At 70.8% G+C, this 25,956-nt stretch carries 20 protein-coding genes; 12 read left to right on the top strand and 8 right to left on the bottom strand.

Annotation, left to right across the window (positions count from 1 at the left end):
• Nucleotides 1-55: 55 nt before the first annotated feature.
• The 6 genes from ACIP4Z_RS14365 (at nt 56) to ACIP4Z_RS14340 (ending at nt 12,202) form a co-directional block, all read left to right on the top strand.
• Entirely contained in the window at nt 56-1,372 is a 1,317-nt protein-coding gene (locus ACIP4Z_RS14365) for an ABC transporter substrate-binding protein (RefSeq protein ID WP_401307760.1), read from the top strand.
• Nucleotides 1,369-2,376 (top strand): carbohydrate ABC transporter permease, encoded by a 1,008-nt coding sequence (locus ACIP4Z_RS14360; RefSeq protein WP_401307757.1) that lies wholly within the window; start codon nt 1,369-1,371, stop codon nt 2,374-2,376. Before ACIP4Z_RS14365 ends, ACIP4Z_RS14360 begins: the two co-directional genes overlap by 4 nt.
• 14 nt (nt 2,377-2,390) lie before the next feature.
• Nucleotides 2,391-3,278 carry a carbohydrate ABC transporter permease gene (locus ACIP4Z_RS14355; RefSeq protein WP_401307754.1) on the top strand — a complete coding sequence of 296 codons (888 nt, stop codon included), beginning with the start codon at nt 2,391-2,393 and terminating at the stop codon, nt 3,276-3,278.
• Entirely contained in the window at nt 3,275-4,765 is a 1,491-nt protein-coding gene (locus tag ACIP4Z_RS14350; RefSeq protein ID WP_401307751.1) for a sulfatase, read from the top strand. The genes ACIP4Z_RS14355 and ACIP4Z_RS14350 overlap by 4 nt, the downstream gene beginning before the upstream one ends.
• Complete coding sequence (locus ACIP4Z_RS14345) at nt 4,762-6,129, top strand: sulfatase (RefSeq protein ID WP_401307748.1); 1,368 nt, start codon at nt 4,762-4,764, stop codon at nt 6,127-6,129. The genes ACIP4Z_RS14350 and ACIP4Z_RS14345 overlap by 4 nt, the downstream gene beginning before the upstream one ends.
• 352 nt (nt 6,130-6,481) lie before the next feature.
• Complete coding sequence (locus ACIP4Z_RS14340) at nt 6,482-12,202, top strand: family 78 glycoside hydrolase catalytic domain (RefSeq protein WP_401307745.1); 5,721 nt, start codon at nt 6,482-6,484, stop codon at nt 12,200-12,202.
• A gap of 177 nt (nt 12,203-12,379) precedes the next feature.
• On the opposite strand, the gene htpX is transcribed toward ACIP4Z_RS14340, so the two are convergent.
• Together htpX and ACIP4Z_RS14330 are read right to left on the bottom strand one after the other, a co-directional pair.
• Nucleotides 12,380-13,282, bottom strand: a complete 903-nt coding sequence (htpX, locus tag ACIP4Z_RS14335; protein ID WP_391048225.1) for a zinc metalloprotease HtpX — start codon at nt 13,280-13,282, stop codon at nt 12,380-12,382.
• Between the two features lie 167 nt (nt 13,283-13,449).
• Nucleotides 13,450-13,848, bottom strand: coding sequence for a helix-turn-helix transcriptional regulator (locus tag ACIP4Z_RS14330; RefSeq protein WP_401307742.1), 399 nt, complete (start codon nt 13,846-13,848; stop codon nt 13,450-13,452).
• 130 nt (nt 13,849-13,978) lie between these two features.
• Here ACIP4Z_RS14330 and ACIP4Z_RS14325 point away from each other — a divergent pair, with 130 nt between their 5' ends.
• The 3 genes from ACIP4Z_RS14325 (at nt 13,979) to ACIP4Z_RS14315 (ending at nt 17,361) form a co-directional block, all read left to right on the top strand.
• Nucleotides 13,979-14,647 (top strand): STAS domain-containing protein, encoded by a 669-nt coding sequence (locus ACIP4Z_RS14325; protein ID WP_401307739.1) that lies wholly within the window; start codon nt 13,979-13,981, stop codon nt 14,645-14,647.
• A complete protein-coding gene (locus ACIP4Z_RS14320; RefSeq protein WP_401308159.1) occupies nt 14,547-15,692 on the top strand; it encodes a permease in 1,146 nt (381 codons plus the stop codon). Before ACIP4Z_RS14325 ends, ACIP4Z_RS14320 begins: the two co-directional genes overlap by 101 nt.
• 139 nt (nt 15,693-15,831) lie before the next feature.
• On the top strand, nt 15,832-17,361 hold the full coding sequence (locus ACIP4Z_RS14315) for a GDSL-type esterase/lipase family protein (RefSeq protein WP_401307736.1): 1,530 nt from the start codon (nt 15,832-15,834) through the stop codon (nt 17,359-17,361).
• On the opposite strand, the gene ACIP4Z_RS14310 is transcribed toward ACIP4Z_RS14315, so the two are convergent.
• Complete coding sequence (locus ACIP4Z_RS14310; protein WP_391048064.1) at nt 17,314-18,138, bottom strand: helix-turn-helix domain-containing protein; 825 nt, start codon at nt 18,136-18,138, stop codon at nt 17,314-17,316. The genes ACIP4Z_RS14315 and ACIP4Z_RS14310 overlap by 48 nt on opposite strands.
• Nucleotides 18,139-18,191: 53 nt before the next feature.
• Between ACIP4Z_RS14310 and ACIP4Z_RS14305 the strand changes: the two genes are divergently transcribed.
• On the top strand, nt 18,192-19,436 hold the full coding sequence (locus ACIP4Z_RS14305; RefSeq protein WP_401307732.1) for an MFS transporter: 1,245 nt from the start codon (nt 18,192-18,194) through the stop codon (nt 19,434-19,436).
• Between the two features lie 96 nt (nt 19,437-19,532).
• Here ACIP4Z_RS14305 and ACIP4Z_RS14300 read toward each other — a convergent pair whose 3' ends face one another.
• Entirely contained in the window at nt 19,533-20,666 is a 1,134-nt protein-coding gene (locus ACIP4Z_RS14300) for a phosphatase PAP2 family protein (protein WP_401307729.1), read from the bottom strand.
• A 287-nt stretch (nt 20,667-20,953) separates the two neighbouring features.
• A complete protein-coding gene (locus ACIP4Z_RS14295) occupies nt 20,954-21,604 on the bottom strand; it encodes a CatB-related O-acetyltransferase (protein WP_401307726.1) in 651 nt (216 codons plus the stop codon).
• Between the two features lie 97 nt (nt 21,605-21,701).
• On the opposite strand from ACIP4Z_RS14295, the gene ACIP4Z_RS14290 reads away from it, so the two are divergent.
• Both ACIP4Z_RS14290 and ACIP4Z_RS14285 read left to right on the top strand, forming a co-directional pair.
• Nucleotides 21,702-22,358 carry a TetR/AcrR family transcriptional regulator gene (locus ACIP4Z_RS14290; RefSeq protein ID WP_401307723.1) on the top strand — a complete coding sequence of 219 codons (657 nt, stop codon included), beginning with the start codon at nt 21,702-21,704 and terminating at the stop codon, nt 22,356-22,358.
• Between the two features lie 153 nt (nt 22,359-22,511).
• Nucleotides 22,512-22,874 carry a hypothetical protein gene (locus ACIP4Z_RS14285; protein WP_401307720.1) on the top strand — a complete coding sequence of 121 codons (363 nt, stop codon included), beginning with the start codon at nt 22,512-22,514 and terminating at the stop codon, nt 22,872-22,874.
• An 80-nt stretch (nt 22,875-22,954) separates the two neighbouring features.
• Here ACIP4Z_RS14285 and ACIP4Z_RS14280 read toward each other — a convergent pair whose 3' ends face one another.
• From ACIP4Z_RS14280 to ACIP4Z_RS14270, 3 genes are all read right to left on the bottom strand, one after another.
• Entirely contained in the window at nt 22,955-23,926 is a 972-nt protein-coding gene (locus ACIP4Z_RS14280; RefSeq protein ID WP_401307717.1) for an aldo/keto reductase, read from the bottom strand.
• A 40-nt stretch (nt 23,927-23,966) separates the two neighbouring features.
• Entirely contained in the window at nt 23,967-25,058 is a 1,092-nt protein-coding gene (locus tag ACIP4Z_RS14275; protein WP_401307714.1) for an aldo/keto reductase, read from the bottom strand.
• A 67-nt stretch (nt 25,059-25,125) separates the two neighbouring features.
• A complete protein-coding gene (locus ACIP4Z_RS14270) occupies nt 25,126-25,893 on the bottom strand; it encodes a glucose 1-dehydrogenase (protein WP_401307711.1) in 768 nt (255 codons plus the stop codon).
• Nucleotides 25,894-25,956: the final 63 nt, after the last annotated feature.

Below are 25,956 nucleotides of genomic sequence, written 5' to 3'. Positions count from 1 at the left end.
TGACAGTGGGCCGCACAGAGCAGTCATCCACTGCCCTCATCCAGAGGCGGGAAGTATGGGCACGCATATCTCAGGTCATCGCTGGCAGCTCCCGGTCGCGCTGGGCGCCGTGGGCGTCCTCCTGTGCGCCGCGACGGCGTGCTCGGGCGCCACCTCCTCGTCGGGCTCGTCCCGGCAGTTCACCTACTGGTCGATGTGGAAGGAGGGCGAGCCGCAGCAGAAGGTGCTCGCCCTGGCCGTCACCGACTTCGAGAAGCAGACCGGGATCAAGGTCAAGGTCCAGTGGCAGGGGCGGAACAACCTGCAGAAGCTGGTGCCCGCCCTGAACACCAACAATGTGCCCGACCTGGTCGACGGTCCCTATGTGAAACTCGTCCCCGCGCTGGTGGCCACCCAGCAGTCGCTCGGCCTGACCTCGGCCTTCGACACCGAGGTCGACGGCTCCACCGCGGGCAAGCTGATCCCGGCCAAGTACCTCAAGACCATCGACATCGACGACGCGGCGGGCCGGCCCTGGATGGTGCCGTACAGCATCACCTCCGACGCCGTCTGGTACGACGCCGCGGCCCACCCCGAGCTGAGACGCGACCCGCCCCGCACCTGGGACGAGTTCATCGCCCTGCTCGACCGGATCAAGAAGGACGGCCGGACCCCGCTCGCCGCGGACGGCGACGTGACCGGCTACAACGCCGCGTTCCTGTCCACCCTGATCGTCCGCAACCTCGGACCCGGCGGGCTCAAGAAGGTCGCCTCCGACCGGACCGGCAAGGCGTGGCTCGACCCGGCCGTGCTGGACGCCGCCAAGAAGGTCGAGCAACTCGTCCGCGGCGGCTACCTGATCGACGGCTACAAGGCGAGCAAGTGGCCCGCCGAGCAGCAGAAGTGGGCGAACGGCAAGGCCGAGCTGATGTTCAACGGCTCGTGGCTGCCCACCGAGTCCGCCACCTACGCGGCCAAGGGCTTCGCGTACGCGGCCTTCCCCTTCCCGGTCACCGCCGCCGGTCACTCCAGCATGCGCGCCGACTTCGTGGGCTTCGCCGTACCGAAGAAGGCCGACGACGCCAAGGACGCGCAGCGGTTCGCCGCCTTCCTGCTCGGCAAGAAGTACCAGGACGCGATGGGCCGGCAGGCCAAGGTCATCCCGGTCCGCGCGGACGCGGCCACCTCGCCCGAGATGGCCGACGTGAAGAAGGCACTGGACCACGCGGACTCCTTCCACCAGCAGAACGACGGCGTGGCCTTCCCCGGCTACAACGAGAAGCTGTTCTGGGCCAAGGACGACGAACTCTTCTTCGGCAAGATCTCCGCCGAGGAGTTCGTGCACCAGATGCAGGGGGCCCAGGCCACGTACTGGAAGGACCAGCCGCAGTGATCAGGACCGCACCGGCCGGTCCCGACACCGGCCCGGCCGCCGACTCCGCGACCGGCCAGGAGCCAGGACCGGTGCGGCCCGAGCGGGCGCGTCCGGGCGGCACCGCGGCGGGCGGAACGCTCGCCCGGCAGCGACGGCGGCTCTTCGTGCCGTTCGTCGGCCCGGCCCTGCTGCTCTACACCGTGGTCTTCGTGGCGCCGATCGGCGGCGCGGTCTGGATCAGCCTGCACAACTGGGCCGGCTCCGGGCCCATGACCTGGGCGGGACTGCGCAACTACACCCGGCTCTTCCACGACGACCTGTTCATGGAGTCGCTCGGCAACACCCTCAAGCTGCTCTTCCTCGTCGGCATCGCGGTCTTCGCGATCAGCTTCGCCCTGACCCTGATCCTGCGGGACATGGCGGGCCGCAAGGTCGTCCGGTCGATCATCTTCTTCCCGCACCTGGTCAACGCCCTGGTCTACGGAGTCCTGGTCGGATTCATCTTCAACCCCGACGGCCTGGCCAACTCTTTGCTCGCCCACCTCGGCATCCACTCCCCGCCGCAGTGGCTGTCCCAGGACAACATGTTCCCGCTCATCATGGTCACGATGACCTGGATGACGACCGGTTACTTCACCACCATCCTGATGGCCGGTGTCGACCGCATCCCGGTCAGTTACTACGAGGACTGCGCGCTGGCCGGCGCCGGCGCCCTCCAGCGGCTCCGCTACGTCGTCCTCCCGCTGACCTGGGACGTCTTCGGAGTCTGCGCGGTCCTGTGGACGATCTCCTCGGTGAAGATCTTCGAGATCGTCTGGATCTTCGGCGGCAGCAGCGGCAACGGCATCCCGCCCACCAAGACCTGGACCTCCGCCGTCTACACCTACGCCACCGCCTTCTCCGGCGACTCGGTGCCCTCCTACGGGGCGGCCACGGCGTCGGCGATCCTCTCCCTCCTGCTGGTCACCGTGCTCGTCGTGCTGTTGCGGCGCCTGATGCGCAGGGAAGCCGTCGAGTTCTGAAAGGCGCGTACCCCATGAGTTCCCTCTTGCAGGTCAGACGGCCGGCCGGGCCGCGCGGCCGGACACCGCTCGGCGGACGCAGCCCGCTGCGCACCGCGGGCGTGGCGGTGACCTGGATGTTCGTCGCCGCCAACGTCGCCGGACTGGTCTGGCTGGTGCTCCAGTCGTTCCGCGACACCCGGTCCATCCTCTCCTCGCCGTGGGGTCTGCCGCACTCGCTGTCCGCGCACAATTTCGTGCACGCCTGGACGGTCAGCGGATTCGGGCGGGCGGCGTTCAACTCGGTGGTGGTCACCGGGATCTCCTCGGTGCTGACCGTCGCCGTCGCCGCGCCCGCCGGGTACTACCTGTCCCGGCAGGACACCCGACTGAGCCGCGGACTCACGCTGTTCTTCGTGCTCGGCCTCGGTGTGCCGGTGCAGGTGATCCTCATCCCGCTGTTCGTCATGCTCAACCGCGTCTACCTCACCGACAGCCTGCTCGGCCTCAATCTGGTCTACATCGGCGTCTCGCTGCCCTTCACCGTCTTCCTGCTGACCGGCTTCTTCCGCTCGCTGCCGAAGGAGTTGGAGGAGGCCGCGGCCCTGGACGGGGTCTCCCCGGCCGCCACCTTCTGGCGGATCATGCTGCCCGTCGCCCGCGGCGGCATCGTCACCGCGTTCGTTCTCCAGGTCATCGCGCACTGGAACGAGACGCTGCTCGCCCTGACCCTGCTCCAGTCCACCGACAACTACACGCTGCCGATCGCGCTGATCTCCTTCGTGCAGCAGCAGACGTACAGCGGCGCCGACTGGGGCGGCCTGTTCGCCGGGCTGTGCATCGTCGTCCTGCCCATGCTGGTCGTCTACATCTGGCTGGGACGGCGGCTCACCGAAGGTCTCACCCTGGGGATGGGCAAATGACACCGGGGGAGGACGGTTCCGTACGGCGCCCCAATCTCGTCCTGGTGATCGCCGACCAGTGGCGGGCCGGCTGCCTCGGCTTCCTGGGCGAGGACCCGGTCCGCACCCCGGCCCTCGACGAACTGGCCGAAAAATCCAGGGTGCTGACGCAGGCGGTGAGCAACTACCCGGTGTGCAGCCCCTGCCGGGCGATGCTGATGACCGGACGCTACCCGTACGGCAACGGCGTCCACCTCAACGTCAACTCCGCGACCGCCGAACTCGGCGTGGGGCTGCGGCCGGAAACACGGTGCTGGTCGGACGTCCTCGCCGACGAGGGGTACGCGCTCGGCTACATCGGCAAGTGGCATCTGGAGGCCCCGGTGCCGGCGGACGCGGCGGCCGGGGAAGGCGTCCGCGAGGACGGCCGGGTCTGGGACGCGTACACCGCGCCCGACCGCAGGCACGGCTTCGGCTTCTGGTACTCCCACGGCTGCTGCGACGACCACGCCCGGCCCCATTACTGGACCGGCGACGCGCCCCGCGAGGCCCCGGTCAGGGTCGACCAGTGGTCGGCCGAGCACGAGACCGATGTCGCCCTGTCCTTCCTCGACGGCGCGGCACGCGACTACCACCGCGGCGGCACGCCGTTCGCCCTCGTGCTGTCCTACAACCCGCCGCACCAGCCCTTCGACCAGGTGCCGCAGCGGTACCTTGACGGCTACTCGACACGGTCGGCGCGGGAACTGCTGACCCGGCCGAACGTCGACTGGGACCGTCCGGAGGCCGCCGAGGCCGCACGCGCCGCGCCCTCCTACTACGCCGCGGTCACCGGCGTGGACCACCAGATCGGCCGGGTGCTCGCCGCCCTGGACGAGCACCGGCTGACCGGCGACACATTCGTGGTGTTCACCTCGGACCACGGCATGCAGTTGGGCAGCCACGGTCTGATGTACAAGAACGTGCCCTACGAGGAGTCGATGCGCGTGCCGTTCCTGGTCTCCCGGCCCGGCCACGTCCCGCCCGGCCGGGACGACCTGCTGCTGAGTTCACCCGATGTCGCGCCCACCGCTCTGGGCCTGCTCGGCGTGGCGGACGCGATCGTCGAGGGCACGCAGGGGCGCGACCTGTCCGGGGCGCTGCTCGCACCGCCCGGCGACCGGGCCGCCGTACGGCCAGGGGCCGCGCTGTATCTGGGACCCGCGGCCGGGCCCGGCGACCCCGACATCCGCGGCCTGCGCACCCGCACGCACAAGCTGGTGGCCGCGTACGCACCCGAAGGCACGGTCACGGTACGGCTGTTCGACCTCGCGGCGGACCCCTACGAGCGCACGGACGTCGTCGCGGACCGGTCCGCCCGGGCGGTCGCCCTCGCGGCGGCGCTGACCGGCGAACTGGACCGCACCGGCGATCCGTGGCCGGGCCGGTCGGCCCTGGCGGCGTGGACGGCGCGAGCGCGGGAGCAGACGGAGGACCACGGCCAGGCGCCCCGTGGCGCCGCGCGATGAAGGCCCCCGCCGGGGCCGAACGCCCCAACATCCTCGTGCTGCTGACCGACCAGCACGCGGCCCACATGCTCGGCTGCGCAGGCGCCGGTCATGTCGCGACACCGCACGTGGACCGCCTCGCCGCGCAGGGCACCCGTTTCGACCGTGCCTACACCACCTTCCCGCTGTGCGTCCCGGCGCGCGGCAGCCTGCTGACCGGGCGGTACCCGCACGAACTGGGCGTCAACGGCAATGCCCCGGCCTCCTCCGCCCCCGGCAGCGATCCGGGCCGTCGTCCCGACAGCCTCGGCCACCTGCTCAGGGCCGCCGGTTACGACACCCTCTACGCGGGCAAGTGGCACGCGCGGACTGCGAGCGCGACGCCCGAGGACGGCTTCACCGTGCTGCGCCCGTTCGGCGACGCCGGTCTGGCCGACGCCTGCGCGCGCTGGCTCACCTCCCGCGTGCCCGGCGACCGGCCCTTCGCCCTGGTCGCCTCCTTCGACGATCCGCACACCGTCTGCGAGTACGCCAGGGACCAGCCCATGCCGTACGGGGACGTGCCCGCGGTTCCGGTACGCCGAGCCCCGCCGCTCCCGTCGAACTTCGGCCGTCATCCCTACGAACCCGAGGCCGTCCGGCACGAACAGGCCGTCCAGGCCGCGGTGTACGGGACCGTCGGCTACACCCCCGACGACTGGCGGCGGTACCGTCACACCTACGCCCGCCTGGTCGAACGGGCCGACGCGGCACTGGGCACCGTGCTCGACGCGCTGCACTCCACGGGCGCGGCCGACGACACCCTGGTGGTGTTCACCAGCGACCACGGCGACGGCGACGCGGCCCACGCGTGGAACCAGAAGACCGCGCTCTTCGAGGAAGCCGTCAGGGTCCCGCTCGTCATCCGGCCGCCGGGCGGTCGCGGCAGCGGCGGCGTGAGCGACGCGCTGGTCTCCGTCGGCCTGGACCTGCTCCCCACCCTGTGCGCCGCCGCGGGGGTCCCGGCCCCGCCCGGACTGCGCGGCAGGAACCTCCTGGCCGCCCCCGAAGTACCCTGCGGCCACGACCACATCGTGGTCGAGACGCTCTTCGAACGTCCGGACCCGCCCCTGACGCGCGGGCGCTCACTGATCACCGCACGCCACAAATACACGGTCTACAGCTGGGGCCGCTGGCGCGAACAACTCCACGATCTGCGTGCCGATCCGGGCGAGACCCGGAACCTGGCGGTGGAGGAGAGCCACGACGCCCTGCGCGAACGGCTGCGCGCGACGCTGCTCCAATGGTGCCTGGACACCGGGGACACGGACTTCCTCAAACGCCTCGTCCTCCCCGACGGCGTCGCGAGCCGGACCCGCGACCGCGTCTTCGCGATTCCCTACTGAGACCTCGCGCCCCGATCCGCCGCCCGGCCCTCCGGGAAACGCTTCGCGCCGCTGGTCCAGCTCAATTGTGTGTCGTTTCAATCGCCGATGAACGTGTGTCAGGTGGTGCGGTCGCGCACCTTGGCACGGTCAAGCGCGTGCTGATCTTGTCCAAACTCTTGACATGAGACGGCCGTCACATCATTTTTGGAACGTTTCACCTCGTGGCGAGAGCCGCGAGGGCTTTCTCTTGCCACGAACTTGCCACGAAAGGCCCGTCGACATGACGCCTGCCAGACCAGTTGCCGGACTTCCCGCTCCACCCGCCGCGTCCGGAGGGCGACGCCTGATCGCTCTGCTCGCGGCGCTCGTCATGCTTGCCGTCGCCTTCCTGGCCGCCGACCCGGCGGCCGCCGCGGCGCAGGGGAACGGCCTCACGGTCGGCGCTCTTCAGACGAATGCCCGGACCAACCCGCTCGGCATCGCGGGCGACGCCCCGACGTTCAGTTGGAAGTCGACGTCGAGCGCCCGTGGCGTGGTGCAGACGGCGTACGAGGTCCGGGTCGGCACCAGCGCTGCCGCCGACGACGTGTGGTCCTCGGGGAAGGTCGCGTCGAGCGACCAGCTCGATGTGCGGTACGGCGGGCCGAAGTTGACCTCGCAGACCCGCTACTACTGGCAGGCCAGGGTCTGGGACGGAGACGGCCGGGCCAGCGACTGGAGCGCTCCCGGCTGGTTCGAGACCGGCATCCTCGACGCGGCCGAGTGGACCGGCGACTGGATCGGGAAGTCCGCCGGCGGTGAGATCGACAAGTGGAACGACTACACCACGGACATCGACTTCACCCTCGACAACCTGGCGCTGGGCGTCTACCTGCGCGCGTCGGACACCGGCAACGCGTACATGTGGCAGATCAGCACCGCGGACGGGACCGGAGTCCCGAAGTTCCGGCCGCACAAGAAGGTCAACGGCGGCTTCTCCCTGCTCGGGAACATCCCGATCACGACGATGACGTCCGCCCAACTGCTCACCGGCACGCACCGCCTGTCGCTTACCGTGGACGGCCCGACGATCACCACGAAGCTCGACGGCGCCCAGATCGACAGCCGGACCGACACCACCTTCGCCAAGGGCTTCATCGGCTTCCGCCAGGACCTCGCCAACGAGGGACCGGAGGCCGCGCACATCCACGCCGTCAAGGTCACCTCGAAAGCCGGTGACGTACTGTTCCGGACCGACTTCTCCGGGACCGAGAACCCGTTCACCGGCGGCGCCCTGACGCCGGACGGGCTGCTCGTGGAGAAGAAGCTCGACGTGATCCTGCGGACCAGCGACAGCAATCTGCCGCTGCTGCGCAAGGAGTTCACCACCGAACCCGGCAAGACGGTCGCGCGGGCCCGGGTGTACGCCTCGGCGCACGGCACCTACGAGCTGGAGCTCAACGGCAAGAAGGTCGGCGACCAGTTCCTGGCCCCCGGCGACACCGACTACCGCAAGCGCGTCCAGTACCAGACCTATGACATCACCGACCAGGTCGGCAACGGCCGGAACGCGATCGGCGCGGAGCTCGGTGACGGCTGGTGGGCCGGCAAGGTCGGCATGTGGGGCCCCGGCATGTTCGGCAACTCCGTCGGCCTGATCGCGCAGGTGCGCATCGACTACACCGACGGAACGCACCAGATCGTCAAGACCGACAGCACGTGGAAGAGCCACTCGGGTCCCTACGCGGCCGCCGACAACATCGACGGCGAGACGTACGACGCGCGGGCCGAACAGCCCGGCTGGGACCGCCCCGACTACGACGACGCGGCGTGGAACCCCGTCACGATCGGCGCCTCCGACACCGCCAAGCTCGTGGCCCAGCCCGATGAGCCCGTGCGCGTGACCGGCGAGCTTCCGGCGCTGACGCGGACCAGTCCCGCCGCCGACACGTACATCTACGACCTCGGCCAGAACATGGTCGGCGTCGCCCGGATGCGCCTCCAGGGTGTCGCGGGACAGACCGTCAAGATCCGCTACGGCGAGGTCCTGAACAAGGACGGGAGCCTCTACACCGCCAACCTCCGCGCGGCGAAGGTCACCGACTACTACACGTTCAGCGCGACCGGCACGGTCGTCTACGAACCGAAGTTCACCCAGCACGGCTACCGCTACCTCGAGATCTCCCACATCAAGAGCGCACCCGCGCTCGGCGACGTCACCGGCGTCGTCTGGGGCTCCGACCTCAAGGCGACCGGAACGCTGACGACCTCCAACGCGATGCTCAACCAGCTCCAGAGCAACATCTCGTGGGGACAGCGCGGCAACTTCCTGTCGATCCCGACCGACACCCCGGCCCGTGACGAGCGCCTGGGCTGGACCGGAGACATCAACGTCTTCGCGCCGACCGCGAGTTATCTGCGCGACACCCGCGCCTTCCTCAACAAGTGGACGACCGACCTGCGGGACTCCGCCTACAGCGACGGCAACTACCCGGGCATCGCGCCGTCGGTGCCGACGATCGACCTCGGCAGCGGCCTCGGCTGGTCCGACTCGGCCGTCACGGTGCCGTACGCGGTGTGGCACGCGCAGGGCGACAACGCCATCGTGCGGGCCAACTACGCCTCGATGACGAAGTTCCTGGGCTTCGTGAAGAAGGGCGCGGGCGACGACCTCATCGACTCGGCGCGCGGCAACTGGAACGACTGGCTCAACCTCGACGACAACACCGGCACGGACGTCCTCGGCACCGCGTACTACGCCGAAGACGCGCGCATGCTCTCGGAGATGGCCAAGGCGATCGGTGAGGACGCCGACGCGGCGACCTACGCCAAGCTGTCCGCCGATGTGCGCGCCGCGTTCACCGCGAAGCTCGTGGGGGCCGACGGCACCGTCCAGGGCGGCAGCCAGACGGCGTACGCCATGGCGCTCGGCATGAACCTCGTGACCGATCCCGCGCTGCGCGCGAAGGTCGCCGAGAAGTTCGTCGCCAAGCTCAAGACCACCGACTACCACCTCACGACCGGCTTCCTCGGAACGCCGTGGCTGCTCCCCGCGCTCACCAGCATCGGGCGCTCCGACCTGGCCTACACGATGATCCTGAAGAAGGACTACCCGTCGTGGGGCTACGAGATCGAGCACGGCGCCACCACGATGTGGGAGCGCTGGAACTCCATCAACCCCGACGGCAGCTTCGGCGATGTCAGCATGAACTCCTTCAACCACTACGCCTACGGCGCGGTCGGTGACTGGATGTACCAGAACATCGGCGGCATCTCGGCGCTCAAGGCCGGTTACAAGGAGTCGAGGATCGCCCCGGCCGTGGGCGGCGACCTGACCAGCGGTCAGGGCACCTACGAGTCCGTGTACGGCACGATCGGGTCGAGCTGGAAGAAGACCGACCAGGGAATGTCCCTGGACATCACGGTCCCGGTCAACACGACCTCGCGCGTCAGCGTCCCGGCCCGCAACATCGAGGCCGTGACCGAGGGCGGCACGCCGATCACGAAGGCCGAGGGCGTCAGCGACGTCTCGGTGGCCGACGGCGTCGTCACGTTCACCGTCGGCTCGGGTACGTACGCGATCCACTCCGACGCCAAGCGCGCCCTGTTCGGCGACATCGTCACCGAGATCCACAAGACCGACGCGCACGCCGGTGACCTGGCGGCGGCGGGCGACCTCGGCGCGGACGACCGCGCCCGTGTCGGCGCCGCGCTCGACACCGCGAGCGGCAAGGTCGAGGACGCCGTCGCGGCGGACGTCGCGGGCGACTCCGGTCAGGCGTCGCAGCGTCTGAGCGAGGGCGTCGCGCCGATCCGTACCCTCAGGACCTGGCTGGCCGGCTCGTCGGTCGACGGACCGGTCAAGAACGACCTGACGGCGCGCCTGGACGCGATCGAGGCGCTGTTCGGCAAGGCGGTCGCCGCGAATCTCGGAATCTCGGTGGTCGTCCCGCCCGTCGCCGAGCCCGGCGGCCCCGGCGCGAACATCCCCGGAACGGTCGAGATCGCGAACGCCGGTACGGCCGCGATCCGCGACCTGAAGGCCGTCGTGACGGTCGACGACTGGAATGTCGACCCCACCGCTTCGGCCAAGGACACGCTGGGAGCGGGCGACCGCGTCCAACTGCCGTTCACGGTCCGCGTGCCGAAGCACCAGAAGCCCGGCACGTACAACGCGTCGGTCAAGCTGACCTTCACCAGCCAGTACGGCACCTTCACCCTGAACGACTCGACGCCGTGGGTCTCGGTGACGTCGGGGGTCGAGATCACCACCGTGACGTCGGCCGGTCCGGTCGACGGCTCGGACGAGAAGGCGACCCTGACCGCGACGGTCAGGAACAACGGCGGCTCGGCGGTGTCGGGCCAGCTCACGGCGGCCGTGCCGGACGGGTGGAAGACCCCGCCCGCCTCCGACCGGGTCACGATCGAGCCCGGGGCGACCAAGACCGTCGTCCTGCCGCTGTTCCCCGGACTGGAGACCGTCGCGGGTGACCAGGCCGCCGAGGTCCACTTCGTCGACCAGGGTGTGACGCTCGCCGACAAGGCCGCGAAGATCACGGTCAACCTCCCGGCGCCGCCGACCCAGGAAGTCCTCGACTACATCGACTTCGGCAACGCGGCCTCGGAGAAGGCCCACGCGATCATGGCCGCACCGGCCAGCGGGACGAACACCGAAGCCGGTTTCGACCGACGCTACGCGAACTCGGCCAACCCGGGCTCGTGGTACTCGGCCGTGGCGCACGTGACGCCGGGCAAGCCGTTCATGCTCCGCAACCGGGAGACGTTCGACGGCGCCAGGACGAAGAAGTACAACATCTACGTCAACGACACCCTGGTGAAGACGTACACGCTCAAGCGCACCGAGACCGGTATGGGCACGAAGACCTACCAGACGGTCATCGACACCCCCGCCGCGCTCGCCAACGACGGCACCGTACGCATCAAGTACGAGTTCCCGCTCGACGCCTCGGGCTACTTCGACCCGTCGATCGCCGACAGCTGGGTGCTGCCGGTGCCCGCCGACAGCCTGGCTCCGCTGGCCTCCGCGACGGTGACCAGTGCCGCCGCGCCCGGCGACAACGGCTGGTACCGGGGCGACGCCTCGGTGGCCGTCACCGCCGTCGACAACCGGGACACCGCTCCCACGGTCGAGGTCGGCGGGTCCGCCGGCTGGCAGGCGTACGTCGCTCCCGTCCTGGTCAGCGGGGACGGCAAGCACGCGGTCTCCTACCGGGCGAAGGACGCGGCCGGCAACTCCACCGGTCAGCGGACGGCGTCGGTGTGGATCGACGGGACCGCTCCCGTCACCAAGGTCGCGGTGACCCGCAAGTCCGGGACGGCGGAGGCGGACCGGGCCACGGTCGGCCTCACCGCCCAGGACGCGCTCAGCGGCGTCGCGTCGACGACCTACCGGATCGACGGGAGCGCCTGGAAGGTGCTGGCCGGGGAGACCCCCTCGGTCAAGGGATTCGGCCGGCACACGGTCGACTTCTTCTCCACCGATGTGGCCGGCAACCCTGAGCCGGTGCACTCGGTGGTGGTCGACCTGGCGGACGTGGACACCATCAAGGCCCTGGTCGCGCCCCAGATCGGCGGGACGCCGAAGTACGGTTCGGCGCTGACCGCGACCACCGGTTCGTGGAACACCACGGGCCTGTCCTTCCGCTACCAGTGGCGGCGCGACGGCCGGCTGATCGGCGGCGCGACCGCGTCGGCCTACCGGCCGGTCAAGGCCGACATCGGGCACCGGCTGTCGGTGACGGTGACCGCGTCCAAGTCGGGCAAGGCATCCGCGTCGTCGACCTCGCCGCAGACCGCCAAGGTCACCGCGGCGAAGTCACGGGTCGCCGTCGGGCTCTCCGCGACATCGCTGAAGAAGAACCAGTCGGTGACGCTCAAGGTCACGGTCTCGTCCACGGCGGGCACGCCCGGCGGGAACGTAGTGGTCTACGAGAACGGGCGCCGGGTCAAGACCCTCAAACTCACGGCCCGAGGCACCGCCTCGGCTTCGCTGAAGATGACCACCCGGGGCCTGCGCACCCTGAAGGTGGTCTACGTCGGCAACTCGTCGATCGAGGGCTCCTCCACCCAGACGCACATCCGCGTGCGCTGACCCGCCGTCGGCCACCGGCCGACCAACCCCCATGAAGACCGCCCCGCGCCCACGGCCCGCCACCTCAGCTCTGGCACCGGCCGTCGGCGCGGGGCACTCTTGTGCGCCGGTCCGACCCCAGGCCAGGCGTCAGGGCGCCAGCTCATCCCGACGACCTCGACGGGCGGCGCCGACCGCTCAGGCGCGCAGGCCCATCTCGGTGGAGAGCTTCGCCAGGGCGTCCAGGCGGCGTTCCAGGCTGGGGTGGGTGGAGAAGACCGAGGCGAGGGCCGAGCCCTCCTTCAGGGCCGGGGTGAAGAAGAAGGCGTTGAAGGCCCGGACGGTGCGCAGGTCCTCGGTGGGGATACGGGCGATGGTGCCGCTCACCTTGACCAGCGCGGACGCCAGTTCGGAGGGACGTCCGGTCAGTTCGGCCGCGCTGCGGTCGGCCGCCAGCTCGCGGTACCGGGACAGCGCCCGGATCAGCAGGAAGCTCAGCCCGTACACGACCACGGACACCGCCATGATCATCGCGAGCAGCGCCGCGGTGTTCTGGTCGCGGCGGCCCCGGCCGAACAGTTCCGAGTAGAAGACGAAGCGCACCAGCAGCCCCGCGAGCACGCCCAGGAAGGAGGCGATGGTGATCACCGCGACGTCCCGGTGGGCGACGTGGGACAGCTCGTGGGCGAGCACGCCGTCCAGCTCGCCCGGTTCCAGGCGCCGCAGCAGGCCGGTCGTCACGCAGATCACGGCGTGGTCGGCGTTGCGGCCGGTGGCGAAGGCGTTCGGCAGGTCCATCTCGGAGACGGCCACCAGCGGCTTCGGCATGTCGGCCAGGGCGCACAGCCGGTCGACCGCGCCGTGCAGTTCGGGCTGCTGCTGCGGGGTGACCTCATGGGCCCGCATCGCGAACAGCGCGATCCGGTCGGAGAACCAGTACTGCGCCGCCAGCACGCCGGCCGCGATGACCACCACGACCACCACGGACTTCAGCAGCGCGACCAGCACGGCGATGAAGGCCACGAACACCAGGCCCAGCAGGAACATCACCGTCACCATGCGGACCGTGAGCCGCCAGTCGGGCGCGAACCGGGAGCGCACCACCGCTCACCACCTCATCTCAAGCGGGCCGGACCCGGCCCGCCGACCCGCCGTGTGCGGAGGTCGGCCGCCGTGGTCCACTACCTCCCAGTATGCTCCGCGAGGTCGCCCGCGAGACGGTGCCGGTCAGCCGGGTCCCGGCCCCGAGGGGTGCCCGTCGGCGCAGGTCAGCGTGCTCCGGACTCGGACCCGGACCCGGCTGCGGACTCGGACCCGGCTGCGGGCTCGGGCTTGGCTGCGGGCTCGGACTCGGGCTCGGAACCGTTCCGGTGGACGGTGAGGATCGACAGCAGGTCCGCGACGGTCGGGCCCATGTCGGCGGGGTGGCGCAACACCGTGCCGGCCGGGATCTCGTAGAGGTTGGAGCGTCCGACCCGGGTGTGCGTGAGATACCCCTCGCTCTCCAGGTCGGCGATGATCTTCTGTACGGCGCGCTCGGTGAGCAGGCAGCGCGCCGCTATGTCCCGCACCCGGCTCCCGGGGTCGCGGGCGATGACGGCCAGGACACGTGCGTGATTGGTCAGGAACGTCCATCCGGTGGCGGGGCGCGGCTCAGAATCGTCCATCGCCCTATCGTAGGATCTCCGATTCGCGATCTGCAAAGCATGAACACAGATTCACGTTTTGCTTGACGCCTCTGCTGCCCGCCCACACACTTGGTGTGGCCACCGGATCGGGAAGGCGAGGGCCCTCGACATGTCCGAATGGGATCGCGGACTCTCCGCGCACGACGACGACGCAGGCGCGGCGGTCCACACCTCCCGGATGATCACCCATCCGACCGACGCCCTGGCCCTACGGGTGAGCCAGCGCGCCGGCCACACGGTCGTCACGGTCAGCGGCGAGATCGACTTCACCGGCGCGGACACCTTCGCCCGCGTCCTCATCGACCATCTGCTGTGCGAGAGCGACAGCCTGAGCCTGGAACTGAGCGGCGTCGCCTTCTTCGACTGCGGCGGGCTCAACGCGCTGCTCCGGGCCCGGCGCGTGGCCGAGTGCACCGGAGCGGTACTCCGGCTGACCGCCGTCAGCCCGGCCGTCCAGCGGGTGCTGGGCCTGACCGGCGCCGACGGGCTCTTCGACTACGCCGAGGGCGAGGGGCCGCCGCCGGATCCGGGCCGCCCGCCGGAAGCGGTCCGTTCCGCCGGCGAAAGGCCGCTCCGTATGACGCGGGCGGAGACGTCATTGCCCGGATGGCAGGCCCCCACCCACGAGGATGGGGGTCATGCACGCACTCCTGCACGCGTTGTCCATCACCGGGTCGATGACGTGGGAGATCACGTGGGCGCTGATCCTGGGATTCACGTTGTCCGCGGTGGTCCGGGCGGTCGTGCGCAAGTCCACGGTCGTACGACTGCTCGGTGACGACCGGCCGCGTACGCTCCTGCGGGCCTCGGCGCTCGGGGCGGCGTCCTCGTCGTGTTCGTACGCGGCCGTCGCGCTGGCACGCTCGCTCTTCCGCAAGGGCGCGGACTTCACCGCGGCCATGGCCTTCGAGATCGCCTCCACGAACCTGGTGGTCGAGCTCGGCGTGATCCTCGCCCTCTTGATGGGCTGGCAGTTCACCGCCGCCGAATTCACCGGCGGCCCGGTCATGATCCTGGTACTCGCGGTCGTCTTCCGGCTCACCCTGCGCGAGCCGCTGGTGCGGCAGGCCCGTGAACAGGCCGGGCGCGGGCTGGCGGGTTCGATGGAGGGGCACGCGGCGATGGACATGTCCGTGCGGCGGCAGGGCTCCTTCGCCCGGCGGCTGCTGTCGGGTGAGGGCCTCACCTCCGTGGCGCACGTCTTCGTCATGGAATGGGCGGCGATCGCGCGCGACCTGGCGATCGGTCTGTTCGTCGCGGGGGCCGTCGCGGCCTGGGTACCCGACGCCTTCTGGGGCGCGTTCTTCTTCGACGGCCACCCGCTGGCGTCCAAGCTGTGGGGCCCGCTGATCGGTCCCGTGGTGGCGTTGCTGTCCTTCGTCTGCTCGATCGGGAACGTGCCGCTGGCGGTGGTGCTGTGGAAGGGCGGCATCAGCTTCGGCGGGGTCGTGGCCTTCCTCTTCGCCGACCTGCTGATCCTGCCCGTCCTGAACATCTACCGGCGGTACTACGGCGCCCGCATGGCGCTGTACCTGCTCGGCGCCTTCTACGCGGCCATGGTCGTCGCCGGATACGCCGTCGAGTTCGTCTTCGGCGGGCTCGGCCTGATTCCCGATCAGGCCGACGCGAGGATTCCCACCGCCGGGATCTCCTGGGACTACACGACCTGGCTCAACATCGTCTTCCTCCTGGTCGGCGCCGCACTGGTGATCCGCTTCTGGCGGACCGGCGGGATGCCCATGCTCCGCATGATGGGAGGGGCGCCCGAGGGCCCGGACCGTCACGGCGGCGTCCGGGGGCACGACGGCGGACCGGCCCGCTGACGCCGAATCGGCCCGCTGACGGCGGAACGGATCACCCTCCGCAGGCCCACCGACGCGACATCCCGCGCGGTGGACGTCGTATCGTCCATATAACGGATGATGTGCGATCAGTGGCCGGCGCCGCCGGAGAGCGAGGGACATGCCGAAAGCAGAACTGCCGATCCTCCAAGAACGCCGGGACGACGAGGCGGTGGCCCGCCCCCGGCGCGGCAGCGCGAAAGGCCGCTGGCTCCGGCGCGGCCGGAACAGCCTCCTGGCCGTCGTCGCGCTGCTCGCGGTCTGCGTCGCGTCCATCTGGCTGGCGGTACGTCTCACCCCGATGCAGTCCGTCACCGCGGCGGGCCAGACCGTCGAAGTGGGCGCCGTCGCGCCCGACCTCAGCCTGTCAGGACCCGGCGAACTCGACCTGTTCGGAGAAGCGCTGGCGACCGAGCCGCACTTCCAGGGACCGATCCGGCCGCGCCTGAAGCTCGCGGACATCAGCATCAACTCGCAGGTCAACCAGATCGTCCGGTCCGACGACCACGACACACTCCAGCTGACCCTCAGCCGGCAGCTGGCCGCCGGGTGGATCCGCTACTGCGTCTGGGAGCTCCTCATCGCGGCCGGCTGCGCGGCCGTCGTCGCGGTGGCCGTGGCCGGAATCCGGCGCGCCCCGCGCCGTACCACGCTGACGATGGTCGGTGTGTGCGTCCTGACCGTGAGCGCCGTCAACGCGCTCGGCGTGTACCTCATGGCGTCCGGCACTCCTCAGGCGCTCCGGCAGGTGCGTACGCTCGACGACCTGGTGGGGCGCGCGCCGACGGAGCCGGTCGCCCCGGCCAAGGGACCGCAGCTGACCGGCGTGCACGCCGTGGTGCTGGGCGACTCCACCGCCGCGGGAATCGGCAACCAGCCGGTCGAGGACCCCAGCGCGCTGGACAAGACCTGCGGGCGCAGTTCCGACGCGTTCGCCGCCGTTCTCGGCCGGGTCAACGACTGGAACGTGCTGAACCTCGCCTGCCAGGGCGCGACCGTGACCGACGGCCTCCTCGGCGTACAGCTCCGCGGCGACCAGGCCGTACCGCCGCAGCTCGCGGTGGCGCAGCGCGCGTCGAGCGCGTCGGTGATCATCGTCAGCGTCGGGGCCAACGACATGAACTGGGCCGTGCTGACGGGCCTGTGCGCCAAAGCGCCCGTCTGCGACGACAAGGCGTCCACGGCGTACTTCAAGGAGCAGCTCTCGACGTTCTCGCAGAACTACCTCGATCTGCTCCAGCAGCTCTCCGACCTCCCTCACCACCCCGACGTGCTCATCAACCAGTACTACGAGCCCTTCGGCCCCGACATCAGGTGCCTCGAAAAGGACGGCCTCACCGAGGCCAAGGTGAAGGTCCTCAAATCCCGCCTGGCCAACCTCAACGCCGTGCTCCAGCAGGGCGCGGACGCCTTCCACTTCGCCACCGCCCAGCCGGACTTCGAAGGCCACCGGCTGTGCAGTGAGCAGCCCTTCGTCCAGAACGCCGCCGACCAGGCTCCGCTGCACCCCACCGCCGCCGGTGAACTGGCCATCGCCCTCGCCGACCAGCAGGCACTCGCCGAGCTCCGCAATACACCGAGCGACGCGCCCACGGACGCCACGTCACCCGGTACCACGGACAGTTCCTCGCCCTCGGCTCCGGTGCGGTGAGGCGATCGGCCGCCGGGCGTCGGGATCGTGGCGGTAGCGGGCGGGGGTCGCTCCGAGGGCGGCGGTGAACGCCTCGATGAAGCTGGTCGGGTTGGCCCATCCGCAGGCCGCCGCGGTGTGGGTGACCGTGTGTCCGGCGGCGAGGAGGGTGAGGGCGTGGTGGAGGCGCAGTTGGGTACGCCACTGCCGGAAGCTCATGCCGAGCTCGTCGTGGAAGAGCCGGGTCAGGGTCCGTTGGCCGGCGCCGACCCGCGTGCCGAGTTCGGTCAAGGTGGCGTTGTCGGCGGGGTCGTCGTGCAGGAGGCGGCTGAGCGCGCGGAGCCGGTCGTCACGTGGCTCGGGCAGGTGCAGCGGTTCCTCGGAGGCGGGCACGAGTTCGTCGATGACGACGGCGCGCAGCCGGTCGAGGGCCGTCGGTGACCGGGGCGTGTCGGTGTCGTCGGTCAGGGCGAGCAGGACCTCGCGGACCAGGGCCGAGACGGCGAACACCGCGGGGCGGTCCGGGAGGCGGGCGGCGAGGGCGGCCGGGAGGAAGATGACCCGCATGTCGGTGAACCCGTAGGCGCGGTGATGGTGCTCGAAGCCGCCGGGCGTCCAGGCAAGCCGGGTCGCGGGTGCGATCCAGGTGCCTTCCCTGGTCGTGACCGACAGCACACCGGTGGCGGGGTACACGAGATGGCCCTGCCCATGGCGGTGCGACGGGACACGGTCGCCGTGCAGGAGCGGCAGGCTGCCCATCTCCAGCGCGTTGTCGACGATGTGGCTACTTTCCGGCATCACCTGGCACTATACCGGTGGTAGGTCGGGCCGGGAATGACGATCTTGGACTCATGACCGTTTCCACCACCGGGCAACCCGTCGCCTCGCTACGACCGGTGCCCTCTCCGCGCCATCACCATTTCGGCTTCTGGGCCGCGACCTGGGTCTTCCTGGCGGTGCTCGCCTTCTCCACCGCGCCGAGCCCGCTCTACGTGCTCTACGCCGACCGGGATCACTTCTCGTCGCTGATGGTGACGATCGTGTTCGCCGCCTACGCGGTGGGCGTGGTCGCGAGCCTGTCCCTCGCCAGCCACCTCTCCGACGTCCACGGCCGCCGCGTCCACCTGCTCGCCGCCGTGTGCCTGTCCAGCGTCAGCGCGGTGGTGTTCATCTTCTGGCCCGGCCTGGCCGGGCTGTTCGTCGCGCGCGTCCTGACCGGGGTGGCCGTGGGTCTCACCGTCTCCACCGCCACCGCCTACCTCAACGAATTGCACACGGGACACCGCCCCGGGACCGAGACCGTCCGGCGACCCCAACTGGCCGCCGCGGGCGCCAACTTCGGCGGGCTCGGCCTCGGCGGACTGTGCGCGGGCCTGCTGGCCCAGTACGCGCCGCACCCGCTCGTCCTGCCCTACCTGGTGCTGCTCGCCGCTCTGGTCGTCGGGGCGATCGCCTTGATCGCGTCGCCCGAGACCCGCCACCGGCCGCGCCCCCTGCCGCCGTACCGCCCCCAGCGGGTCTCGGTCCCGATCCATGCCAGGCCCCGGTACTTCGGGCTGCTGGTCGAGGTGTTCGTGGCCTACGCCGGAGTCGCCATCTTCCTGGGCCTGGCCGGGACGTTCCTGGCCACGGTGATCGGCGACACGTCGCTGGCGATGGCCGGGCTGGCGATCTTCATCGCGTGCGCCGTCGGCATCGTGGCCCTGGTCGCCACCGGCACGTGGCCGGTCAGGCGACTGCTCGTCGTCGGCGTCCCGATCGACCTCGCCGGCCTGGCGATGGTCGTCGTGGCGGCCTGGCTGCCCACTCCCAGCCTCGGTCTGTTCCTGGCCGGCGGCGGCGTGATCGGCGCCGGGGCCGCGATCCTGTACAAGGGGACCCTCGGCAGCGTCGTCGCCCTCTCGCCTCCCGACAAGCTCGGCGAGAGCCTTTCCGGGTTCTTCCTCGCCGGCTACGTCGGGCTCTCGCTACCGGCGGTGGCGGGCGGCATCGCGCTCCAATACCTCACCCCTCGGACCACGCTGCTCGTCCTCGGCGCGGCGGCCGGGGCCGGGGTCCTCGCCTCTTCCTGGCTGGTCCTGCGCAAGCGTGCGTAGGCGAGCGCAGGAGCGGGGTCCGGCTGTTCTGCCCCGCAGGGAGCCGCACCGCGCCGCACCGCTGGGGAAGCGGGTCAGCGGCGCGGCGCGCGGGGCTCAGTCGAAGTGGCGGACTTCCGTGCGCGGTTCGGTCCGTGCCTCCGCCGGTGCTTCCACCGGCGGTTCGCTGAGCGCTTCGGCCCGGGCTTTCGTCGCCTTGTGGCGGCGGATCCAGAGGAGTCCCGCGCCTCCGGCGCCCAGGACGAGGGCGGCCCAGGCGACGGTCCACACGGCGGCGCGGGCCGTGGGGTGGGCCGTCAGGAGGGCGATGGTGATTCCCGCGACGTAGACGAGGGCGCCCAGCACGTAAAGGCGCTGGCCCCATCGGCGGGTGCCGCGGTCGGGCTCGGCGGCGGGAGTGAAGGGGGCGGGGGAGAGCGGGGAAGGGCTCGTGTGGTCGGCAGGCTGCGTCATACGGGGGCGTCTACCCGGTGCGGGGAGCGCGACTCCGCGCGGGCGCGGGGTGGCCGAGGGGATGATCAGGATCGCCAGACCCAGCAGAGCGCAGCCCACGGCGCAGTCGAGCCAGTAGTGGTTGGCCGTGCTGACCACCACCAGGAGAGTGATCAGGGGGTGGAGCAACCACAGCCAGCGCGCCCTGGAGCGGTGGGCGGCGATCATGCCGACCGCGATGGCCAGGGCCCAGCCGACGTGCAGGGACGGCATCGCGGCGAACTGGTTGGACATGGAGTGGTTCTGCGGGGTGCCGTGGTAGACGGCGGGACCGTAGCGGGCCGCGGTGTCGACCATGCCCGAGCCGGTGAGCATCCGGGGCGGGGCGAGCGGGTAGAGCAGGTGGCCCACGAGCGCCAGCGCGGTCTGGACGACGATCGCGCGGCGGATCCACACGTAATGCGTCGGGCGGCGCAGGAACATGTAGCCGAGGAAGAGCGCCATCGCCGGGAAGTGCACCGTCGCGTAGAAGTAGTTCGCGGCGTGGATCACCGTTTCCCAGTGCATGGCGGCGCGTTGGACGAGCCGTTCGCTCGGCAGGTGCAGGGCGCGCTCCAGGCCCCACACCGAGTGCGCGTGGGGAAACGCGTCGTCCGTATGGCCGTTGGCGATTTTGCGGCCGTATTTGTAGCCCGCGTACACCGCCGCCAGCAGGGCCGCCTCGGGCAGCGCGCGGGCCAGTCGGCCGGGCCCTGGTCGGTTGACGGTCGCGATCGGCAGAGCGACGTTCCCGAACACGTTCTCCCCTGTCTCCCGGTGGCGACGTCGTACGTGACGCGTACGAGTTCGTCTGCCCTCGGTCGGCGGGTTCAGTGGCACCGGGTGAGGCCGCGGCGCGGCTACGTATCGCGGCCGGGCCGCCGCCGTGCCGCCGTGCCGGTGATCTACCAGATCGATGACCTCGACGAGCACGGGGAGTACCTGATGGCGTCCTCGCACGTCCTCGCATGCCCCCACCGACCGGATCGGCCTGCGGCTGCTGGGCGGTCGGCCGGATCGTCGTCGTAGGCGACCTGTGTGCGGTGTCAGGGCTGGTGGGTCGACGCGGCGGCCTCCAGGTCGGCGATGGTCCCCGACATGATCGTCCGTACCTGCCCGGTGATGTGCCGCACCGGCCAGTCCCACCACGCCACGGCGAGGAGCCGGGCGATGTCGGCGGCGTCGTAGCGGGTGCGGATGAGCCGGGCCGGGTTGCCGCCGACGATGCCGTAGTCGGGGACGTCGCGGGTGACCACGGAGCCCGCGGCGACGATCGCGCCGTGACCGATGCGTACGCCGGGCATCACCGTGGCGCCGTGCCCGAACCACACGTCGTTGCCGACGACCGTGTCGCCCCGGCCGGGCAGGTCGGTGATCAGGTCGAAGTGCTCCGCCCAGGAGCCCCCCATGGTGGGGAACGGGAAGGTGGAAGGGCCGTCCATACGGTGGTTGGCGCCGTTCATGATGAACCGGGTGCCCGCCCCCAGCGCGCAGTACTTGCCGATGACGAGCCGCTCGGGACCGTAGTGGTAGAGAACGTTGCGCGTCTCGAACGCGGTCGGGTCGTCCGGATCGTCGTAGTAGGAGAAGTCGCCGACCTCGATCAGCGGCGACTTCACCAACGGCTTGAGCAGCACCACGCGGGGGTGCTCGGGCATCGGGTGGAGCACGGTGGGGTCGGCGGGAACGGGCGGCATCGTGGAGGCGGTTCCTCTCCGGCGGTTAGAGCGACAAGCGTCGCGTTAAGATGCTGGCACGGCCCTGCCGCCTGGATCAACCGGATAATGACTGCCGATGACAGACCCGCTGAGCACGACATCGGACCGCCGTCCCGGCGGTCGCACCGCCCGCGTCCGCGCCCAGGTTCTCGACGCGGTGCGAGCCGAACTGGCCGAGAGCGGCCACGAAGGACTCACGATCGAGGGCGTCGCGACGCGGGCTGGAGTACACCGCGCCACGGTCTACCGGCGGTGGCGCGATGTGGGCGGCCTGCTCGTCGACGTCATCGGCGCCGCCGGCGAGATCGACTGGATACCGCCGGACACCGGCTCGCTGCTCGGCGATCTGACCGCCCTCAACCAGGAGATCCAGGAGTCCCTGGTCGTACAGCCGTCGTTCGCCGTCGCCCTGATGGCCGCCTCGTTCCACTCCGAACAGGCCGCGCTGGCCCAGCGGCAACTGTGGGCCGACCGGTACGCCCAGTGCGAGATCCTCGTCGAGCGCGCCGTCGAGCGCGGCGAACTCCCCACCCCGCAGACAGACGCGCGGAGCCTGCTGATCGCCGCCACGGCGCCCGTCTACCACGAGCTGGTACTCCTGCGCGCCGACCCGGACCCCCGACTCCCCGAACGCGCCGCGCACACCGTCACCCTGGCCGCCGCCGCAGGGGCCTTCTCCACCCGCCGAGCCCCGACCGCGCCACCCCACCCGCCCCCCGCCGCCGCGCCATGAACCGCGCGGCACCGGCGGCGGGGCCCCTTCCGTCCGGCCTTCCGGCCGACGCGCGCAGGAAGTTGCCATCGGGGGCGTCTGGAACCGGGCGGGTGGGCCTTCCCACAATGTCGGTGACGGCCGACGCGCGTTCGGCCGCAGCAGGGGGAAGCCATGAAGCACATGCAGCGTGCCACCGCCCTCGCGGTGGCCGTGGGATCCGCCGCCGTCCTCGCCCTGGCCGCCGTGCCGTCGGCGGATGCCGCGACCGCCGTCAACTGTTCGGGCGGTTCGGTGAGGGCCGCGGGCAACCCCAACAACATCACCTCGCCGCTGACGACCACGACCACAGCCTGCCCCGGGTGGGCGGACTCCGGTCCCACGTACGTCTTCCACCTGGCCAAATTCGTGGAGGAGGTGCTCATTTCCGGGCGCTGGGTGCCCTTCAACGCCTCCAACGTCGTCGCGACCTGCTCGCTGGCAGCGGTGTCCGGCACCACGATCACCGCGGGCGGCTGCGCCTACGCCGCCGGCTGACGCAGCGTCATGTCCGGTGCGCGCGGGCGCGGAAGGGTCTGACGCGGCGGAACCGCACGCCCCGTCACGCGGGTCCGTGATCAGAACCAGGAAGGTCCGGCGTTGACGTAGGGGGCCTCTAGCGCGGCGGCTTCCTCGTCCGACAGGCTCAAGTCGAGCGCGTCCACGGCCTGTTGAAGGTGGTGGGGTTGCGTCGCGCCGACGATGGGCGCGGAGACGAGCGGGTTGCGGAGGACCCAGGCGAGTGCGATGTGGGCCATGGGCACGCCGCGGGATGCGGCGACCTGCTGGACGGCGTCGATGACGGGTCCGTCGTGGGGGCTGTCGAAGGACCGCACCACGTGGTCGGTACGGGAACGGGCGCTCTGTTCACCGGCGGGGCGGGCGAGGCGGCCCTTGCCGTTCGGGGAGTAGGGAACGAGCCCCACGCCCATGTCGCCGCACATGGCCATGAGTTCGGGTTCGTCCTGGCGCCGCAGCAGGTTGTACTGGTTCTGCATGGACCCGAAACGGGTCCATCCGCCGAGGTCGGCGGCGTGCTGAAGCTTGGCGAACTGCCAGGCGTACATCGACGACGCGCCGAGGTAGCGGACCTTCCCGGCCTTCACGAGGTCGTGCAGCGCCTCCATCGTCTCCTCGACCGGGGTGTCGTCGTCGAAGCGGTGGATCTGGTACAGGTCGATGTAGTCGGTGCCCAGCCGGGTCAGGGAGGCGTCGACCTGTTCGAGGACGGCCTTGCGGGACAGGCCCTCGCCGCCGGGACCGTCGTGCATCCTGCCGCGGACCTTGGTGGCGAGCACGATGTCCTCGCGCCGCGCGTACTCGCGGATCGCGCGGCCGGTGATCTCCTCGGACGTGCCCGCCTGGTAGACGTTGGCGGTGTCCCAGAAGGTGATGCCCAGGTCGACTGCCTGCCGGAAGAACGGTCCCGCCTTGTCCTCGGTCAGGGCCCACGGGTGGGCGCCGGGCACGGCCGGGTCGCCGTAGCTCATGCAGCCCAGCGCGAGCCGGCTGACCTTCAGGCCGGTGGCGCCGAGGCGGACGTACTCCATGGTGGAACTCCCTTTCGTGTGCTGGACGTCCGTGGACGGATCAGTGCTGCCCGGCGCCGCCCGATTCGGCGTGCTGGTCGATGAGGGCGCCGAGGGCCTCGGGGCCGTTGGCGGTGCGGTCGCGCTGGGCGGAGCCGAAAGGGCCGTAGGGGTACGGGGCCGGGTCCGGGTCGCTCGCGGTGTCCAGCGCGGTGACGGAGTCCGGGTCCAGGCGCAGGTCCGCGGCGGCGAGGTTGCCGGTGAGCTGCCGCACGGTGCGGGCGCCGACGATGGCGGAGGTGACGCCGGGGCGGTTGACGACCCAGCTCAGGGCGGCCTGGGCGGGCGTGACGCCGTTGTCCCGGGCGACCTCGCGCAGCGCGTCCACGGCGTCCCATGTGCGGTCGGAGTGCTCGTAGTTGGAGGAGGTGTACTGGTAGAGGGCGTGGTCCTGACCGGCCCTGGTGTCGGCGGCCCGCCGCGCGCCGCGCTCGTACTTTCCGGTGAGGAAGCCGCTTGCGAGAGGGGACCAGGCCAGGATGCCGAGTCCGTTGTACCGGGCGGCGGCGGTCATCTCCCACTCGGTCTGGCGGGTGGCGAGGTTGTACTGGGCCTGGAGGGTCACCGGCACCGGGAGGCCGTGCGCCCGCGCGGTGGAGACCGCGAGCTGGAGCTGCCATCCGGTGAAGTTGGACAGGCCGACGTAGCGGATCTTCCCCGCGCGGACGGCGGAGTCGAGGAAGGCCAGCGTCTCCTCGACCGGTGTCAGGGGGTCCCAGGCGTGGAGCTGGTAGAGGTCGACGGTGTCGACTCCCAGCCTGCGCAGGGACGTGGTGAGCGCCCGGTCCAGGTGGCGGCGCGAGGTTCCGGCCTCGTTGGGATCGGCGCCGGTGCGCGTGCGGCCCTTGGTGGCGAGGACGACGCGGTCGGTGACCTCGTCCGGGCGCGCGGCGAGCCACCGGCCGACGGTCTCCTCGGCCACTCCGCCGTTGTAGACGTCGGCGGTGTCGAGCAGATTGCCCCCGGCGTCGAGGAAGGCGTCCATCTGCGCGAACGCCTCGTCCTCCGGCGTCTGCGGGGTGCCGAAGTTCATCGTGCCGAGGGACAGGTTGGACACCAGCGTTCCGCTGGTGCCGAGACGGCGGTACTCCATGACGTGGGCTCCTTACGTGGCGCGGAGGCGGGCGGCTGCGCGGCGCCGCCGCGTCGGACGGCGGTTGTCAGTGGGTGGTGAAGCCGCCGTCGACGGGCAGAGCGGCACCGATGACGAAGCTGGCGCCGGGGCTGCACAGCCACAGAACGGCTTGCGCGATCTCCTCGGCGCGGCCGAGCCGTCCGATGGGCTGCTGCTTGAGGATCTCGGCCATGGCGTCCGCCTGGCTTTCGAGCATGCCGGAGACCATCGGGGTATCGATGGTGCCGGGGCAGACGGCGTTGATACGGATGCCGCGGGGCGCGTATTCGACGGCGGCGCTCTTGGTGAGGCCGATGACGCCGTGCTTGGAGGCGTGGTACGCGGCGCGCTCGGGCAGGCCCACCAGGCCGCCGAGCGAGGAGCAGTTGACGATCGCGCCGGAGCCCTGGGTGCGCATGTGGCGCAGTTCGTGCTTCTGGGCGGCCCAGACGCCGCGCAGATTGACGGCGTTGACGCGGTCGAAGTTCTCGGCGCTCTCGTCGGCGGCGTCCGTGGGCGGGGCCTGGATACCGGCGTTGTTGAAGGCCATGTCCAGGCGGCCGTAGGCGTCCACCGCGCGGTCGACAGCGGCGGCGGCCTGGGCCTCGTCGGTGACGTCGCAGACCACGCCGAGGGCTTGGTGACCGTCGTCGGTGAGTTCCTTGGCCGCCTTGTCCACGGCGTCCTTGTCGACGTCGGCCAGGACGACCGCGGCGCCCGACCGGGCGAAGGCGCGGGCGGTGGCCAGGCCCATGCCGGAGGCGGCGCCGGTGACCAGGGCGACCTGCCCCTCGAAGCTGTACTGGGGGTTCACGGGAGGGTTTCCAATCTCCGGGCCGGTGTCATTCGCGGCCCGTATGGCGCGGGGGAGCAGGGC

Source organism: Streptomyces sp. NPDC088910, from assembly GCF_044749865.1.
Lineage (GTDB): Bacteria > Actinomycetota > Actinomycetes > Streptomycetales > Streptomycetaceae > Actinacidiphila.
This window is presented reverse-complemented; position numbering and strand designations above follow the sequence as displayed.